General features: G+C 66.1%; 14 protein-coding genes. 4 read left to right on the top strand and 10 right to left on the bottom strand.

All coding sequences use genetic code 11. The features are described from left to right. The first annotated feature begins 162 nt into the window (after positions 1 to 162). The 4 genes from ACVWZN_RS04835 (at position 163) to ACVWZN_RS04820 (ending at position 8072) form a co-directional block, all read left to right on the top strand. Complete coding sequence (locus ACVWZN_RS04835; protein WP_456952833.1) at positions 163 to 2919, top strand: Orn/Lys/Arg family decarboxylase; 2757 nt, start codon at positions 163 to 165, stop codon at positions 2917 to 2919. 27 nt (positions 2920 to 2946) lie between these two features. Beyond that, entirely contained in the window at positions 2947 to 4650 is a 1704-nt protein-coding gene (locus tag ACVWZN_RS04830; protein WP_456952832.1) for an aspartate:alanine exchanger family transporter, read from the top strand. A 154-nt stretch (positions 4651 to 4804) separates the two neighbouring features. Then, positions 4805 to 6277: an OprD family outer membrane porin gene (locus ACVWZN_RS04825; RefSeq protein ID WP_456952831.1), complete on the top strand. Its 1473-nt coding sequence runs from the start codon at positions 4805 to 4807 to the stop codon at positions 6275 to 6277. 100 nt (positions 6278 to 6377) lie between these two features. After that, positions 6378 to 8072, top strand: coding sequence for a SulP family inorganic anion transporter (locus ACVWZN_RS04820; protein ID WP_456952830.1), 1695 nt, complete (start codon positions 6378 to 6380; stop codon positions 8070 to 8072). Between the two features lie 12 nt (positions 8073 to 8084). Here ACVWZN_RS04820 and aqpZ read toward each other — a convergent pair whose 3' ends face one another. The 10 genes from aqpZ to ACVWZN_RS04770 form a co-directional block, all read right to left on the bottom strand. After that, complete coding sequence (gene aqpZ / locus ACVWZN_RS04815; RefSeq protein WP_456952829.1) at positions 8085 to 8816, bottom strand: aquaporin Z; 732 nt, start codon at positions 8814 to 8816, stop codon at positions 8085 to 8087. A 97-nt stretch (positions 8817 to 8913) separates the two neighbouring features. Next, positions 8914 to 9822 carry a DUF2950 domain-containing protein gene (locus tag ACVWZN_RS04810; RefSeq protein ID WP_456952828.1) on the bottom strand — a complete coding sequence of 303 codons (909 nt, stop codon included), beginning with the start codon at positions 9820 to 9822 and terminating at the stop codon, positions 8914 to 8916. Further along, positions 9819 to 11222 carry a DUF3300 domain-containing protein gene (locus ACVWZN_RS04805; protein WP_456952827.1) on the bottom strand — a complete coding sequence of 468 codons (1404 nt, stop codon included), beginning with the start codon at positions 11220 to 11222 and terminating at the stop codon, positions 9819 to 9821. The genes ACVWZN_RS04810 and ACVWZN_RS04805 overlap by 4 nt, the downstream gene beginning before the upstream one ends. Before the next feature lie 116 nt (positions 11223 to 11338). After that, complete coding sequence (locus ACVWZN_RS04800) at positions 11339 to 12022, bottom strand: potassium channel family protein (RefSeq protein WP_456952826.1); 684 nt, start codon at positions 12020 to 12022, stop codon at positions 11339 to 11341. Positions 12023 to 12031: 9 nt separating this feature from the next. Next, complete coding sequence (gene cax, locus ACVWZN_RS04795; protein ID WP_456952825.1) at positions 12032 to 13108, bottom strand: calcium/proton exchanger; 1077 nt, start codon at positions 13106 to 13108, stop codon at positions 12032 to 12034. Next, positions 13105 to 14565 (bottom strand): TolC family protein, encoded by a 1461-nt coding sequence (locus ACVWZN_RS04790; RefSeq protein WP_456952824.1) that lies wholly within the window; start codon positions 14563 to 14565, stop codon positions 13105 to 13107. Before ACVWZN_RS04790 ends, cax begins: the two co-directional genes overlap by 4 nt. A 3-nt stretch (positions 14566 to 14568) precedes the next feature. Beyond that, complete coding sequence (locus ACVWZN_RS04785; protein ID WP_027083127.1) at positions 14569 to 15783, bottom strand: efflux RND transporter periplasmic adaptor subunit; 1215 nt, start codon at positions 15781 to 15783, stop codon at positions 14569 to 14571. After that, complete coding sequence (locus ACVWZN_RS04780) at positions 15783 to 16340, bottom strand: DUF3302 domain-containing protein (RefSeq protein ID WP_456952823.1); 558 nt, start codon at positions 16338 to 16340, stop codon at positions 15783 to 15785. The genes ACVWZN_RS04785 and ACVWZN_RS04780 overlap by 1 nt, the downstream gene beginning before the upstream one ends. A 483-nt stretch (positions 16341 to 16823) precedes the next feature. After that, a complete protein-coding gene (locus ACVWZN_RS04775) occupies positions 16824 to 17117 on the bottom strand; it encodes a hypothetical protein (RefSeq protein WP_456952822.1) in 294 nt (97 codons plus the stop codon). 71 nt (positions 17118 to 17188) lie between these two features. Then, a complete protein-coding gene (locus ACVWZN_RS04770; RefSeq protein ID WP_036141991.1) occupies positions 17189 to 17539 on the bottom strand; it encodes an HU family DNA-binding protein in 351 nt (116 codons plus the stop codon). Positions 17540 to 17594 lie beyond the last annotated feature (55 nt).

Below are 17594 nucleotides of genomic sequence, written 5' to 3'. Positions count from 1 at the left end.
GCGCTACGCACAACGACGAATCCATGCCCCTTCGGGCAATGCGATGTGGCACCAGAGCCAATAGTCGTGCCGAAGCGTGCGTCCTACGTTTCACGGGCAGCATCCGCGCGCCCGCATGGCGTGGGTGCGATTTGCACACACGCGAATCCACGAGGCGCACCCATGAACGATGTCGCTCACACGGACAGCAGCGGCCTGTCGCACGTCTTCTCCGCCGCGAGCTCGCGCTCCGATCAATGGCGCGAACTCAATGCCCTCGCCCGTGCATGGGCCGACCAGCGAAGTGCCGGTGAACAGGGCGAGCGTTATCGCGGCCAATGCCGCACGCTGCTGGGCCGCATCACGCGGCTGGAATTCTGCTGGGCGTATCCGGGCACGCGCCTGTTGTCGTCACTCGACGGCGCGCTCGATTCCGGCGACGCCACAGGTTTTGCGCGCCTCGTGCAGCGCATTTCGGCGACGCTGCTGTCCGGCGATTTCCGCCGCGATGAACAAGCGTGGGACGCGAACAGCGAAGGCGACGGGACCTTGCTCGACAGCGCGCCGCCCGACGTCGCAGGTGCGCAGATCCGCCCGTATTTCGAAGTGCTTATCGTCTCCCCCACCGATCCATCGTCGTGGCCGCGCGCCGCTGACGAAATGCGACGCCTGCGCCGCCCGGACGACCCGTTCCTGTACACCACCGTGCACGTCGGAAGCTTCGAGGATGCCGCGCTCGCCGCGATGGTGAACTCGAACATCCAGAGCGTGATCCTGGTCGACGGCTTCCAGTACGCATCCAAGCACCAGGTGCCCGACCTCAAGGCTTACCTCGCACGTCATATCAACGTCGAACAGGGCACGGCCGCGCCCGGTGCGCTCGCTACGCGACTTGCGCGCGGGCTGCGCAACTTCCGTCCGGAACTCGACCTGTTCCTGCTCACCGATCGCTCGCCGGAGCTTCTCGCCGGCAGCGACGAAGCGGCGCCCGTGCGTCGTGTGTTCCATCACGTCGAAGAACCGATGGAGCTGCACCTCGCCATTTTGGACGGCATCAAGGACCGTTACGAGACGCCCTACTTCGACAACCTGAAGAAGTACGCGATGCGTCCCATCGGCACCTTCCATGCGCTGCCGATCGCACGTGGCAAGTCGGTGTTCGGATCCAACTGGATCCGCGACATGGGCCACTTCTACGGGACGAACATCCTGTTCGCCGAATCGTCGGCGACCACCGGCGGGCTCGACAGCCTTCTCGAGCCCACCGGCAACATCAAGAAGATGATGAACGCGACGGCGCGGGCGTTCGGCGCGAAGCGCGCGTATCTCGGCACGAACGGAACGTCGACGTCCAACAAGATCGTGGTGCAGGCCATCTGCAAGCCGGGCGACATCGTCATCGTCGACCGCAACTGCCACAAGTCGCACCACTACGGCTTCGTGCTCAGCGGTGCCCAACCCTATTACGTCGAGGCGTTTCCCCTGACGCAATACTCGATGTACGGGGCGGTGCCGCTGCGCACGATCAAGAAGGCGCTGCTGGACTGCAAGGCCGAGGGCACGCTCGACCGCGTCAAGGTCATCGACATGACCAACTGCACGTTCGACGGCCACATGTACAACCCGAAGCGCGTGATGGAGGAATGCCTCGCCATCAAGCCCGACCTCGTGTTCCTGTGGGACGAAGCCTGGTTCGGCTTCGCGCGCTTCAGCCCGTTCCATCGTCGGCGTACCGCGATGGGTGCGGCCGCCGCATTGTCGGAGCGCTACAAGAGTGAGGCCTACCGCGAGCAGTACAAGGCGTGGTCGGCCAAGCACGCGAACCTCGACGACGCGGCGCTGCTCGACACGCGGCTGATGCCGGACCCGGACAAGGTGCGCATCCGTGCGTATCAGACCAACTCGACGCACAAATCGATGTCGGCGTTCCGCCAGGGCTCGATGATGCTGGTCTGGGACGACGACTTCCATAAGGTCGAAGGCCCGTTCGAGGAAGCGTTCTTCGCGCATACCTCGACCTCGCCCAACCTGCAGCTGATCGCGTCACTGGACCTCGCACGTCGGCAGATGGAGCTCGAAGGTTTCGCGTTGACCGTGCAGATGACCGACCTCGCCATCCGCCTGCGCCGCACGATCAATACCCATCCGCTGATCTCGAAGTATTTCCGCGTGGCAACGCCGGAGGACATGATCCCGGCCGAGTTCCGCGAGTCCGGCATCGTCGACTACGGCCCGCCGAATGCTTCGTGGGCGGACACCGTGGAAGCCTGGGATGACGACGAGTTCGCGCTCGATCCGACGCGCCTCACGCTGATCTGCGGCGCGGCCGGGTTCGACGGAACGCAGTTCAAGGGCATGCTCGCCGAGCGCTTCGACATCCAGATCAACAAGACGTCGCGCAACAGCATCCTGGTGCAGACCAACATCAACAACACGCACAGCGATGCGGCGTTGCTGATCAAGGCGCTGGCCGATCTGTCGCGCGAGATCGATGCAAAGCTCGCCGATTCCGGTGAGGCCGGACAGGCGAAGTTCGATTCGCGCGTGAAGTCGCTGATGACCGACGTGCCGGACCTGCCGAACTTCAGCCGGTTCCACGACGTGTTCCGCGACAACTCGAAGTCCGAGAGCAATGAAGGCCACATGCGGCCCGCGTTCTTCATGGCCTACGACGAAACGAACTGCGAATTCGTGCGCCTCAACAGCGACGACGTCGAACGCCGATTAAAGGACGGGCCGGAGATGGTGTCCGCGAACTTCGTCATCCCCTACCCGCCCGGCTTCCCGATCATGGTGCCGGGGCAGGTCATCACCGACGACACGATTGCGTTCATGCGCAAGCTCGACGTCAAGGAAATCCACGGCTACCACGCGGAACAGGGCATCAAGTTGCTCAAGCCCGACGTGCTCGCGACGTGGTCCGCGTCCTCGATGCAGTAAGCACTTCGTCGCTACCGGAGGCCTGCCATGCAAGGGTTCTTTCAGTTCCTGTCCGACAACCCGTACATCCTGCTGTTCCTGACAGTGGGCCTGGCGGTACTGGTCGGAAAGTTCTCGGTGAAGGGCTACGGGCTCGGCATGGTCGCCGCGGCCGTGGTCGTCGGTGCGGCACTCGCGACGTGGGCGTCGACCTACGGCGTGAAGCTGCAACTCGACAACTTCGCCAAGTCGCTCTTCTACTACCTCTTCATGTACGGCGTCGGCCTTCGCGTCGGGCCCGCGTTCTTCAACAGCCTGAAGAAGGACGGCATCACCTTCACCATCCTCGCAGTGATCTGCTCGTTCCTGGGCCTCGGCCTCGTGGTGTTGATGTCGGGCCCGGTGTTCCACCTGCCGGCAGGTGCGGCGGGTGGCGTGCTCGCGGGTTCGCAGACCATGTCGGCGGCGATCGGTACGGCCGAAATGGCCATGGAACAGGGCGCGTACAAAGTGCCCGCCGGAAGCACGCCGGAGTCGGTGTCCGCGATGATCGCGCTGGGTTACGGCGTGACGTATCTCTGGGGCACGGTTGGCATCATCCTCGTGTGCAAGTACCTGCCGCGCTGGTGGGGCGTCGACGCGAAGAAGGCGGCGGCGGAATACGAAGCAACCCACGGCGTCGCGAACGTCGACGACACCGGCCTGACGGGCTATCGCCCGGGCGGCCTGCGTGCGTATCGCGTCGAGAATGCGACGACGGCCGGCCAGAGCATCGCGCAGTTCCGTTCGACCTATCCGCAGTACCGCATCGTCAACGTCGTGCGTGGCGACGAGGTGCTGGGTGCATCGCCGGATACCGTGCTTCGCCAGGGTGACGTCATCGCACTGGGTGGACGTCTCGACGACCTGACGTCGAACCTCGGCCTGGTCGGCAGCGAGATTCCGGATTCGCGCGCACTCAACATTGCGCTCGACCAGGCGGAAATCCTCGTCACCGAGAAGTCGATGGACGAGAAGCCGCTGCGCTCGCTGGCGCAGAGCGACTTCGCCGGCCAGCTCGGTGTGAGCCGAATCGAACGCAGTGGCGAGACCATTCCGCTCGGCGCCGACACGCTGATCAAGCGCTTCGACGTGCTGTACGTTACCGGCCTCAAGAGCGCGGTCGACAAAGCAGGCGCGTTGCTAGGCAAGGTGGCGCGGCAGAGCACGTCGACCGACCTGCTCACGCTGTCGGGCGGCATGGTGCTGGGCCTGCTGGTCGGCAAGATCAACGTGCCGGTCGGCAGCTTCTCGGTAGGCCTGGGCAACGCGGGTGGACTGTTGCTGTCTGGCATCCTCGTGTCGTCGGTCGTGTCGCGCCTGCGGTTCTTCGGCAGCACGCCGAATGCCGCGCGCAACATCCTCGAAGACCTCGGGCTGGTGACGTTCATCGCTATCGTCGGCATCAACGCCGGCGCGACGCTACTCGAGCAGCTGACGGGTTCGATCGCGATCAAGATCTTCCTGGCCGGCTTCGTCGCCAGCACGATCCCGCCCTTCGTCACATGGGCCATCGGCTACCACATTTTCAAGATCAACCCTGCGGTGTTGATGGGTGGCGTCGCGGGTTCGCGCTCGCACTCCGGCCCCGCGCGCGAAGCGGCGAAGGAGATCAACAGCAGCGTGCCCTGGGTCGGATTCCCGGTCGGCTACGCGGTGTCGGGCGTGCTCTACACGGTGTTCGGCTACTTCGCGATGGTGCTGTCGCAGTGACGGCAAAGAAGTCCGCGCCCAAGAAACGACCGAAACGGCCCCACAAGACCGTGCAGTCGGCGAGGGAACGTATCGAGGTTGTGGACGATCGACGGATGCGTCGGGAGGGCCGACCGCTGACAGCGCGGCGGTCCAGCCAGCAACGGGAGGACGTATGAGCAGCCACGTTTCCACCGGCACGCGCCGGTCGCTCTGCCTGATGCTGGCCGCGGTGGGCACCATGCCCGCCGCTGTCGTGTTCGCCGCCACGCCACATGGCTCGCCGGCATCGATGACGGCGCAACAGCTCGACGCGCTCGCGCTCGCGCCGTTCGAACCGCAGGTCAGTGCGGCGACGTCGGGCACGACCGATCCGGCCCTCGAACGCAATGCCGATGCCGACGGCGAAGGCCCGCCGTCGTCGCTCGAACAGGGCCAGGCACCGCTGTCGGAAAGCTTCGGCCCGCCGACGCACGAGGACTCGGTGCGTGAGACACGACGCAAGGCGTGGCAGGACACCAAGTTCGACGTGCAGGCGCGCACCTACTATCTGGATCGCACCAAGTACGACGACAGCGAAAGCACGGCGTGGGCGATCGGCGGATCGGCCGGTTTCAAGACCGGCTACTTCCGCGACCGTTTCTCGTTCGGCTCGACCGTGTACGGCTCCAACAAGCTCTACGGCCCCGAAGACAAGGACGGCACGACGCTGCTGAAGCCGGGTCAGCACGGTTACGCCGTGCTCGGCGAGCTGTACGGCGAATTCCTGCTCAACGACGACACCAAGCTCACCGTGGGCGCGCGCGGCTTCGATACGCCGTACATCAACCGCAACGACAGCCGCATGACGCCGAACACCTTCACCGCGGCGGTCGTGCAAGGCCTGTACGGCGGCGACGGGCAACCCGAGTGGCGCTTCGGTGCGGGCTACTTCGACGAGATCAAGGAACGCAACGCCGACCACTTCGTCTCGATGGCGCAGGACGCGGGCGCACCGCGTGGCGTGGATCGCGGCGTGTATGCCGCAGGTTTGAATTACAAGTTCAACGGCTGGTCGGTCGGTGCGATCGATTACTACAGCAACGACATCATCAACATCTTCTATACCGAGGGTAAGTACGACCACAAACTCTCGGACAAGACCAAGCTCGGGTTCGCGCTGCAGTACAGCGATGAGCAGAACGTCGGCGACAACCTGCTGCGCGGCGGCGACTTCAAATCGCACCAGTGGGGTGGTAAGGCCGAGCTCGGCTGGGGCAACGCGCTGTACACGGTCGCGTACACCAGCGCCGGCGGCGACACCAACATGCAGAACCCGTGGAGCAGCTATCCGGGTTACACCAGCGTGCAGGTGGAGGACTTCAACCGCGACGGCGAAGACGCGTGGATGATGCGCGCCGGCTACAACTTCCACAGCGTGAAAGGCCTGAGCATGTACGGGCTGTACGTCAATGGCAGCACGCCGGACGCGCCCGGCCAGTTCTCGCGGCAGGAAGCCGACGTCAACCTGCAGTGGAACGTACCGGAAGGCGCGCTCAAGGGTTTCATGTTCCGCGTGCGCTACGGCCAGGTGTCGCAGGACGATCCAGCGAGCCAGGACCTGCGCGACCTCCGCGTCATGATCTATTACGACCCGCCGTCGCTGTAACCGCGACGACCGTCGTGGTCGTGCCGCGTTCTTGCGGATGGTTGGTTCGCACGCCTGCAATGCCTCGCGCCTTGCAGCCGCGTGCTGAGCGGGATATGTCGTGAACCGCGCGACCACGCTGCTCGGCGGCTGGCGCGACTACCGGATCGGCTGGCTGCGTGGCGATGTCATCGCAGGCATTACCACCGCCGCGATCGTGCTTCCCCAGACGCTGGCCTACGCGGCGCTTGCAGGACTCCCGGCGTACGTCGGCCTCTACACGGCATTCGTTCCGATGTTGGCGTACGTGCTGTTCGGAACGTCCCGCGCATTGAGCGTGAGCACCAGCGCGACGGTCGCGATGCTGACGGGCGCGGCACTGGTCGAACTGGCGCCCTACCCCGACATCGCGACGCTGCTTCGCGCATCTGCCACGCTCACCGCCCTCACCGGCGCGTTGTTGCTCATCGCGAGCGCCTTGCGCTTCGGCTTCCTCGCCAACTTCATATCCGCGCCCGTGCTGACGGGCTTCCGGTCCGGCGTCGCCATTGTCGTGCTGATCGAGCAGTTGCCTCGCCTGTTCGGACTGCACGTACAGGGCGACCGTCGCGTCGACGAGCTGGTCTCGCTGGCGACGTCGTTGCCGGACACCTCGATGGCGACGTTCATCGTCGCAGTGCTCACCATCGCGTTGCTGGTCGCATTGCATCGATGGAGCCCGCGGATGCCGGCGCCACTGATCGCGGTGGCGATATCGACGGTGACGGTGATCGTGTTTCGTCTGGACGCCGCGGGCGTCGAAGTTGTCGGCCGCGTACCAACCGGCCTGCCGTCACTCGTATTACCTGACCTCCGCATGGCGTTGCAACTGTGGCCAGCCGCGATGGGCATCGCGCTGATGAGCTTTATCCAGTCGCTGACGGCAGGGCAGGCTGTTGCGACCGCGAACGAGCCCTACCCCGACGCCGATGTCGAACTGCGTGCGCTCGGCATCGCCAACGCGGCGGGCGCATTCGTTGGCTGCATGCCGGCGAGTGGCCAGGCGAGCGCGACGATGGTGAACCGCCGCGCGGGTGCGCGCACGCAGCTAGCGGGATTGGTTGCATCGCTGCTCGCACTCGGCGCGATGCTCTGGCTCGGTCCGCTGCTCGAGAGCGTCCCACGCGCGACGCTCGCCGCGATCGCCATCGTCTTCGCCACGGGCCTGATCAGCCTGCAGGAGTTCGCGGCGATCCGTCGCGTGCGTCGCACCGAATACATCTGGGCGCTCGTCGCGTTGGTCGGTGTCGTCGCGATGGGCGCGCTGCGCGGCATCGTGGTGGCGATCATCGTGTCGATGATGTCGCTGGCCTACCAATCGCTGCATCCACGGTTGCATGTGCTGCGACGCAAGCCGGGAACGCGTCGCTTCCGCCCGCCGTCGGACCGCAATCCGGACGATGAACATGTGCCCGGCCTGCTTGTGCTGCGACCTGAAGGTCGGCTGTTCTTCGGCAACGCGGTGTACTTCGGCCAGCGCATCCAGCCGCTGCTCGCAGAGAACCGTCCACGCGTGATCGTGCTCGACCTGCGCGCGGTATTCGACATCGAATACACCGCTCTGCTGGCGCTCGGCGACGCCGAAGCCAAGCAGCGTGCCGCCGGCACGGAGGTGTGGTTGGCGGCATTGAGCCCCGACGTGCTAGAGACCGTGCGTCGTTCACCGTTGTACGAAGCGATCGGGCCGGGCCGTGTATTCGCGACCGTCGCCGATGCGATCGAGGTCTGGGACGAACTGCCGCCGATCGCTGATGCGCCGGTCGTGCGAGACGACTGACGCATCGGCGTGTCATGCCATCGGCGCGATCTCGCCCTCGTGCCCCAGCCAGCGATAGATGGCGCCACCGACGACACCACCGGCGAGCGGCACCAGCCAGAAGAACAAGAGCTGCGAGATCGCTTCGCCACCGACGAACACGGCGACACCCGTCGACCGCGCCGGATTCACCGAAGTATTCGTCACCGGAATGCTGATGAGGTGGATCAGCGTGAGCGCCAAGCCGATCGATACCGGCGCCAGCGCTGCAGGCGCGCTGGGCTGCGTCGAACCCATGATCACCATGACGAAGAACGCGGTGAGCACGAACTCGCAGACCGCCGCCGTGCCCATCGAATAGCCGCCGGGCGAATGCGTGCCGTAGCCGTTGGTAGCGAACGCGCCCGCCGAGTCCGGGTCGACCGCGAAGCCCGCATGTCCGCTGGCGATCTGGAACAGCACGAAGCCCGCGAGCAACGCGCCCAGCGTCTGCGCGATCCAGTACGGCACGATCTGCGACGGCGGGAATCGTCCGCCTGCCCAGAGTCCGGCGGTGACCGCGGGGTTGAAGTGCCCGCCCGAGATGCGACCGAAGGCATACGCGCCGGTCAGCACGGTCAAGCCGAACGCGAGCGACACGCCGACGAAGGCGATGCCCAGCGGATTGCTGGGCCCGCCGAAATTAGCGGCGAGCACCGCGCTGCCGCAGCCGCCGAGAACCAGCCAGAACGTTCCGAGCAGCTCGGCGACGAGTTTCTTGGTCATGGTGTCGCTCCTTACCGATGGGCATGAAACGGCGCGCCGCCATGGCACGCCGTGCGCCGGCGACGCGACGATGCGCGTGTCGCCGACTCGTCTGTTGCTACTTCGACGCGGTGTTGTCGCCCACCTGCATCCAACCGCTGTCCGGATCGAACACCTTCATGCCCTCGGCCATGCGCGCCGTGTCCTTGCCGAGATCGCGCTGGAACACCAAGCCGTCCTGGCTGATGACGAAGGTGGTGACGCCCGTCTTCCCGTAGTCCGCCGGCCACGCGACCAGGCCGAACCCGCGCACCATGTTGTCGCCGAGCCGATAGTCGTACGCGCCACCGGGTGCCGAGGCGCCCTGCCCCGTCAGGATCCGGTAGTGGTAGCCGAGGAAATCGGCCTTCGGCTTGTCGTCACCGAACAGCGGGCCGAGCGGGCTGACTTCGTTGCTGTCGTCGTCGGCCCAGAACAGGCCGTCGTGCTTGCCGTCGCTGCTCGCGATCTTCTGCGCGAACTCGAGCACGCGATCGCCGTCGCGGTCCTCGTCCGCGTATTCGAACTGCGCGACGCGATACGCCTGCAGCGCCTTGATGACGTCGAGCTCGTTCCGGCCGATCGCGCGTGCACGCATTTCCGCTGCGCCCGAGGCGGTGTCGAAATGCCAGCCGTCGGACTTTTTGGTGAGCGGGATCGGGAACGTCCAGCCGTCGTTGCCCACGGTCAGCATCGTGTTGCCGCCCGACGTGGTGAACGCGTGCTTCTGCCGATACTTGGCGAGGAAGGCATCCACGTCCGCACGCTTCGGCCCGCCCTGCGCGGGCACGTAGTCCTTCCAGTTGGAACCGAGCACCTGGCCGAGCTTGGCCGTGTCGGCAGTGGACGTACCGAGTGCGTCGACGAGTGCTGAGGCGCCGGCGTCCGGCGTCGGATAGGCCTGCTGCGCCCAAGCCATCGGTGATGCCGCCAGCGCGATGACCAGCAACGCGCGCGGCATGACACGCAGTGTGTTTGAAGTGTTCATCGACGACGTCCTCCACCACCACCTCGACTCATGGGCGGGCGGCTCATCGAACGCGATGCGCCACCGCCGCGGGATCCGCCATACGAGCCCGAGCTGCTCGACCGTCCGCGATTCGACGCGGCGTTGGTGTCGCGCATGCCGCTGCTCGCCCCGCTGAACGCATCGCCGCGGCCGGAGCTGCCGTAGTTGCTGCGCGCCGCATCACGCGACTGCATATTGTTCTGCCCGCGTTGCTGGTAGCTGTCGCGGCTTCCGGGCGGGCTGCCCTGCCGGTTCTGCATCGAGCGGTCGTTCGACGCCGAACGTGCGCGGTCCTGCGCTTCCCTGTTTGAACGCGCGGGCGAATCCATGCCGCGGTTGTCCATCGACTGCCGCGCCTGGTCGCGTGCCTGCGCACGTTGCGGCGTATCGCCACGCATGCGGTTGTCGGCGCTCGCGCGCTGGCCTTCGAAGCGATCACGCGTGCCCTTGTCGCGATACGGCGTGCCTTCGCGATGCGCGCTGTCGTGGCGGAACTTGTTGTCGCCGGCCTGGCGCTCGCTCCGGCGGGTATCGCGATTGCCCTGGCGGTCGCCGCGATTGGCTTCGCGATCGATGTTGCGCTCGAAGTTGTTGTAGCGATCGACATCGATGTTGATGTCGCCACCGTTCCAGGCGATGTCGCCCCACAGGCCGCCGACGATGCCGACGCCAATGCCGAACATGATCCCGGCACCGAGCGCATAGCCCGGATACCAGTAAGCGCCCGGCGGGTAGTAGTACGGCGGATACGCGCCCCAGCCGTAGCCCGGGTACGCGTACGACGGATCGTAGGCCGGCACGTAGATCACATCCGGGTCGTTGGACTCGATGACGATCGTCTGTCCCTGCTCCTCCACCTTCTGGTACTCGTTCGACGCGAGGTGCCCGCCCTTCTGCGCGGCGTCGCGCAGTCGCTGCACCGAGTCCATCACGCGATCGGGTTCGGCGAGGAACGCGTCGCCGAGACGCGTCACCCAGTTGCTGTCCTGGCCCAGCGATGCGAGCACCTGCGGGAAGGCGACCAGCGCCTGCACGCTCGGGTCCCAGGGCTTGCCGGCGACCTGCTTCACGGCGGCGTCGCCTTTCACGCTCGGATTGGCTTTCGACCATGTGGCGGCGTCCATGACCTCGCCCGGATACGTCGAGGCCATCAACACCTGGGCGAGCAGCGAATCGGGGTACAGCGCGATCGGCGCGAGCATCTGGTCGAGCTCGGCGCTGGAAAACACGGCGCTGCCCGATGGCGCACTGGCCGACGACGACTGCGGCGCGGCCACCGCGAAGCCACCTGGCATCGAGGCGAGCAGCACGCAGGCAAAGGCCACTGCGGTCGCGACCCCGGACCGGCGGGGTCGGTCGTAATCACGAGGGGCGTTCATGATGGATCACTCCTGAAGTTGGGCGAAGAGCCGCAGCACCCGCCGGACCGCGGCCGCACGGCCACGGGGACAACAACGCGCGATCGCATTCGCGACCCCGCTGGCACGACGGCAATTCAGCCCGGACGCGCGCCATCGCCCGACGCCGCGACCTGGCGCAGCCCGACCAGCCGCGCCACCAGCACGGCCAGGTAGAACTGCCCGACGATCGCTTCGAATACCGCCAGCCCGCGCGCGATCGGCGTAATCGGCGTGATGTCGCCATAGCCGAGCGTCGCGAGCGTGACGAAGCTGAAATAGATGCCGTCGTTGAGCGACATGCCGTTCGTGAACGGCTGGCCCGCGACCAGCAGCGAACGCGGCATGCCTTCTTCGACGGCGACGTAGATCGCGCCCCAGAACACGCCGACCAGCAGATAGGCGCTGAGCGCGGCCATCATGTGGTCGGTGTCGACGGGCACGTTCGTGAGTGCGTAGTTCAATGCGCGATACGCCGCGAACAGCGCGATCGCGCCCCAGAGCGCGTAGCTGATGGCTTCGGCGTGACCGCCCAACGCGCCGGACGGCAGCAGCCGCAGCAGCACCGCTACGACCACCAGCGCGATCGTCGCGCCGCGAGCGGTCGAGGACTGCGCAGGCCACACGGTCGAGAGCAGCGTGAGGCCCAGGAACACGTCGAGCAGTTTCGAGCCGAAGCCGAACTCCTCCGCTAGCGGCCCGACCGCAATTGTCGCGAGCAGCATGCCGAACAGCAGCAGGTAGCGGCGTTCGCTCAGGCGCGGGCTGATCCTGGTGAGCACGGGCACGGCCTAGCCCCCCGTGTCCGGCGCGAAATAGAACACGCTGCCGAGGATCAGGTACACCGCGAGCAGCTGTACGCCGCGCAGCCAGTCCGAACGCCCGTCACGCGCGACGCCGTTAACGATGAGCACCGAGAACAGCACGCTGATCACGAGCCCGCCGCCGAACAACAGGCCCATCGGATGCGGCCCGACCACGTAGCTCAGCAGCACCAGCAGCGGCGCGATCAGCAGCGCCAGTTGGACACTGGAGCCGAGCACGATCGACATGGACAGGCCCATGCGGTTGCGACGCGCCATGACGACGGCGGTCGCACCTTCCGCCGCAATGCCAAGCGCGGCAAGCAGGAAAACGCCTGCGAAGGCGTCGGAAAGGCCGAGTGCGTGCGCGGTCGGTTCGATGCCGGCGACCAGCAGCTCGCTCATCCACACGACGGCAAGCGTTGCGACGCCGAGCATGACCGCCGCGCGCCGCGTCGACTGCGGCGGCCCGTGCGCGTGTGCGACCTCGCCCTGCGACGGCTCCGCGCCGTCGTCCTCGAACATCGATCGATTGGTGACCAGGCTGAACACCGCGTACGCGGCATAGACCGCGATCAGCGCGCACGAAATCCACACGCTGATCGAGTTCAGCGCGCCGGAGTCTTCCGGTGCAACGGAGCGGAACGCGGCCGGCATGATCAGCGCGATGACCGCGAGCAGCAGCATCGTCGCCTGCGAACTCGCGGCCAGCGCGTTGTAGCTCTGCGACGAGCGACCGATGCCGCCCAGCAGCATCGACAGGCCGAGCACCATCAGGATGTTGCCGATGATTCCGCCGATCAGCGCGGCCTTGACCATGCCGTACAGTCCGTTGCGCAGCGCCGCCAGCGTGATGATCAGTTCCGCCGCGTTGCCAAACGTGGCGTTGAGCAGACCGCCGATGCCCGGTCCGAAACGCTCCGCGAGCGTTCCGGTCGAGTGCGCCATCGATGCCGCGAGCGGGATGATCGAGATCGCCGCGGCCGCGAAGATCACCATCGGCCTGCCCGGCATCAGGAACTCGAGCGCGATCGCCAGCGGAACGAAGAGCAGCAGCCACTTCATCGGCGCGCTTCCTTCGGACTCGACGCTGATGCGGGCAACGTTGCGGCCGGCGAGTCATCGAAACTACCGCCGAGCGCGAGGTGCAGGTCGACGCGCTGGTTGAGACGTTCGCGACGCACGTGCAGGAGCGTCACTTCCGTCGCGTTCGCAGTCAGCAGGCTCTGCGTCACCGTGCGCATGTCGACCTTGCCGACGCGATACGCCTGACGCTGCAGGTCGACCAGATGGCGACTGTCGCGCGCGGCACCAGCGAGCAACGTTTCGCGCGACGCGAGTATCTGTTCGCCGTTGAGCGCGTCTTCCGCCTCGTTGAACGCCTTCAGCGCCATGCGGCCGTAGTCGGCGATCGCCTGTTGTTGTTCGGCATTGCTCGCGCGCAGTGACCCGGTCAGCGCACCGCCGGTATAGAGCGGCCCGCTCAGCATCGCGCTGCTGCTGTGCGTGTTGCGCGGCTCGTCCTGGAAGCCGTTCGTATTCGATTGCAGGCGCCCTGCCCCGAGCAGGATGGACAGGCTCGGCAGGAACGATGCCTTCGCCTCGCCGACGTGATTGAACGCCGCGGCAACGCGATCTTCGGCGGCGAGGATGTCCGGGCGTCGCGACAGCAGATCCGTCGGCAAACCGACCGCGGGCGTCGTTCCGGGGAACGCAGGCAGGTCGTCACGTGATGCGATCTGCGCCGCCGGATAACGCCCCAGCAGGATTTCCAGCGCGCGCAGCGACTGCGAATGCGCGAGGTCGACCTGTCGCGCGGCGTCGGCGTAGCTCGCCGCATTCGTGCGGGCGACCAGCAGGTCGTCCTGACTGCCTGCGCCGATCTTCAGGCGATGCTCGGCGAGACCTACCAGCGCCTCGGCGTCCTTCGCCATCTGGTCCGCGAGCTGACGCTGCTTGTTCGTTTCCGCGGCGATGAACCACGTGCGCGCCACCGCCGCAGCGATCGACTGCTGCGCATAGCGGTAGTCCGCACCGCTCGCATCGTGCATCGCGCGCTCGGCGTTGCGCGCGTAACGCAGGCGACCCCAGAGGTCGATCTCCCACGCGAACCGCACGATCGCGCCGGCGGCCATCGCGACGAAATCCGACAACGGCTTGCTGCTCGCGCGGCCGAGAATTCCGATGGCAGGTTTCAGCCGCGAGTTCGCGATGTCGACCTGCGCGGCGGCTTCCTCCATCCGGGCCGCGGCGATGCGCAGGTCGGCGTTGTGCGCGATGGCTTCGCCGACGAGGCGATCGAGTTCGGGGTCGCCGAACGTCGCGACCCAGTTGTCGGCGACTGCGCCCGCACGCAGGCCGGACGCCCAGTTCGCCGGGACATGTGCGTCGCCGAGTGCTTCGCGTGCGATCTCATCGCGCGGCGGCGGTGGCGACGTCGCACATCCCTGCATCGCCAGCGCGACCGCCAGCGTGGCAGCGAGTCCGCCGATGCACGATCCCGGAAGCGGGCGGGCGGCCATGGCTCAGTGCAGCTTGAGGACGAGCCAGTCGAGCTTGGTCGACACGCGCAGGATGATGCGACGCACGATCTGGATCAGCGTGATGTGGTCCGTGTAGACCGCGCCGATGCCCTGCGCGCCCATCGGCAGGAAGGCGGTTGCATCCTTGCCGATCGGCCGCAGCCGCACCGCGTAACGCACCGGCGCACCGACAGCAGTGACCGGCGCGCCGGTACCCTGCAGCGGAACCGCGGCGGTTTGCGGTGTCATGCCGCCGATCGGCAATTGCCCGGTGCCCGACGCCCAGACGATCGAATCGACCTTGCACTTGATGATGCGGTTCGGAAACGTCTTGAGCGCGATCTCCGCTTCATCGCCGGGTTTGACGTAGCGCAGTTCGTTCTGCGCGAACATCGCGATCACCCACTGTTCCTTCTCGACGAAGGTCATCACCGGCGCGAGCGGCAGGTTGCTCGCGTACGACCCTTCGCGCAGCTGCAGGTTGACGACGGTTCCGTCGGCCGGCGCATACACCGTGCTCTCCTTGAGCATCCACTCGGCCTTGAGAATCTGCGCGCGCAACTGCTCGAGCGCTGCACGCGCCTGCGCGACTTCCGACAGCTCGCCGCCGTGTGTCGTCGCAGACAGCTTCTGCTGTACCTGCACAACGCCGGCGTTGTTGTTCGCGACATCGGCTTCCAGCGCGCGTGCGTCTGCCTGCGCCTGCTCGTAGTCGAACTTCGGGCCGGCACCGGAGTGCGCCAGATCGCCGGTCTGCCCGACGCGCCGCTTCGCAAGGTCGAGCTTGGCGCGTACCGCGGTCTCACCGGCACGTGCCGCACGCAGTTGTGCACGCAGTTCGCGCTGGTAGGCCTCGGCGCTGGACAGCTTGGCAATCAGCTCCGGTTCCTGCGCCCGCAGCTGCGACAGGTCTTCGCGGTATGGCGTCGGGTCGACGCTGAACAGCACGTCGCCCTTCTTCACCGGCCGGTTCGCTTCCACAGGCACGGACGTCACGCGACCGATCGTGCGCGGAATCACCTGCACCACGTAATTGATGACGCGCACATCCGACGACGAGGGCGCCACGATGTTGAGCAGCAGGATCAGCAGCGTCAGGCCGATGATGGGGATCGTCACCACGATCACCTGGCTGACGAACGTCCATGGCAGCCACTTGAACTTGAAGAAGATCAGCCAGACGAAGAACGAATAGATGAGGAGCAGGATGATCTCCATCAGATGCTTCCTCGCGGTGCGTGCGACTGCGCATCGAGCTGCGCTTCCAGTGTCGCGATGCGTTGGCGCAGCGCGTGCACGTCGTCATCCGTATGCGGTGCCGCGTGCGCATCGTCGATCGGCGTGAGCGCTTCACCGTGATGCGGCGTGTCGTCGACATCAGTTCCGTAGGCGAGCTTGTGAATCACCGGCTTGGTGTAAGCCCACAACCATGCGATCGGCCAGAGCATTCCGCCGAACACCAGCGACAGCAGGCAGAGCGTCTTGATCGCGGACAGCTGCGGATGCCGGCGCTTCTCCGCGATCTTCTCCGGCATGATGTGGACGATCCAGAACACCGCGATCAGCACCACCGGCACGATGATCAGCGCGACCCATGCGACGCCATTCGCGAGCGAGTCGAGCGCCTCGCCCTGCAGGAACGACGCATGCGCGGCCGGGATCCACGCGACGAGCGACATCGCGGTCGCAAGGCTGCGACGACGCGCCCGGCGCGACGCGTTGGAATCGGCGGTCGCGGGCGTCACAGGCGTTACGCGTGCGAACTGTCGATTCATCGATCCGGTCCAGTACGTCCGCACCGATCATCCCAGCGGGTTCAAGGGCGCGGAATCGACACTGGGGGTATCCCGCCCTGCCCCTTCGGGCAGGAATGCGCATGGAGCACCGTGGCTTACCGGGCTGCAATGCACGCGGGTGGTGACTATGCACGGCGAGCCAGCGAGCTCATGCCGACGAGGCCGCAGTGGCAGTTCGCGTGTCACGCGACGACGCGGCGTAATGGCCGCCAGCGTGTGCTCTCTAAGGGTGCGCGAGGGGTCTTTAGCGGAGACGGGCGTCGGCTTGCTGCGTCGAACGCTCGGTGCGTCGTGTCGGGCGCGTTGTTTGTCACCGACGAGTACGCCGACTAGCAGTGCGTATCCACGACGAGATGTTTGTTGCTGCACATTGCGAGTGGCACGGCCCCGCAACGCTTTGATCGCGAGCAGCGACTCTTCCGTTTCGCGACTTCGCGTCACACGATCGAAACTGATCCGCGATCAGAGATCGCCCGGAAAGGCCCGCGCGACTTCGGCGAACAACGTAACGATGCGCTCGGAAAGCCGGTGACGATCCGCCGCGCTCATGCGCGCGAGCGCGCCGTGCACGGAATCCGCGCCGTAGGCAATGTCGGCCACGAGTTCCTCGAAGCGGAAGCGGAGGTGTTCCGGCAGGTGCGCGGCAGGATCGAGCGTCTCGAGGACATCGTGCGCACGCGCGAGGCGTTCGACCAGCCCGACCTCGTCGCTGAGGGCGAGCACGGCATCGCGTGCGACTTCGTAGGCGAGTGACATGTCGACAGGTTACGCGTTTCGTACGGACGAAAAAAAACCGCCGGCCTGGTGGCCGGCGGCTTGGAGGCGTATCAGACCGCCGCGTCCTTGAGCTTCTTCAGCGGACGTGCCTTGAGCTTGACGGACGCCGGCTTCGCGGCGAACCACTGCTCTTCCTTCGTGAACGGGTTGATGCCCTTGCGCTTCGGCTTGGCCGGGACGTCGACCTTGGTCACCTTGAGCATGCCCGGGAAGGTGAACGTGCCGCAGCCCTTCTTGTGCAGCGAGCCGTGTGCAGCCTCCTCGAGTGCGCCGAGCACGGCGCGGACGTCGCGCGCGGCCACTTCGGTGCGCTCGGAAATGAAGTTGACCAGACCGCTCTTGCCCAGCGGTTCGGTTACCGGCTTGATCTTGGAGGCACCGCTCGCTTTCTTCGTCGCCATGGTTTGCAGGTTCCGGGTGGAAGGAATGCGCGTTATCGCGCGACCGCGTCCCGGT

Source organism: Lysobacter sp. HA35, from assembly GCF_054061195.1.
This window is presented reverse-complemented; position numbering and strand designations above follow the sequence as displayed.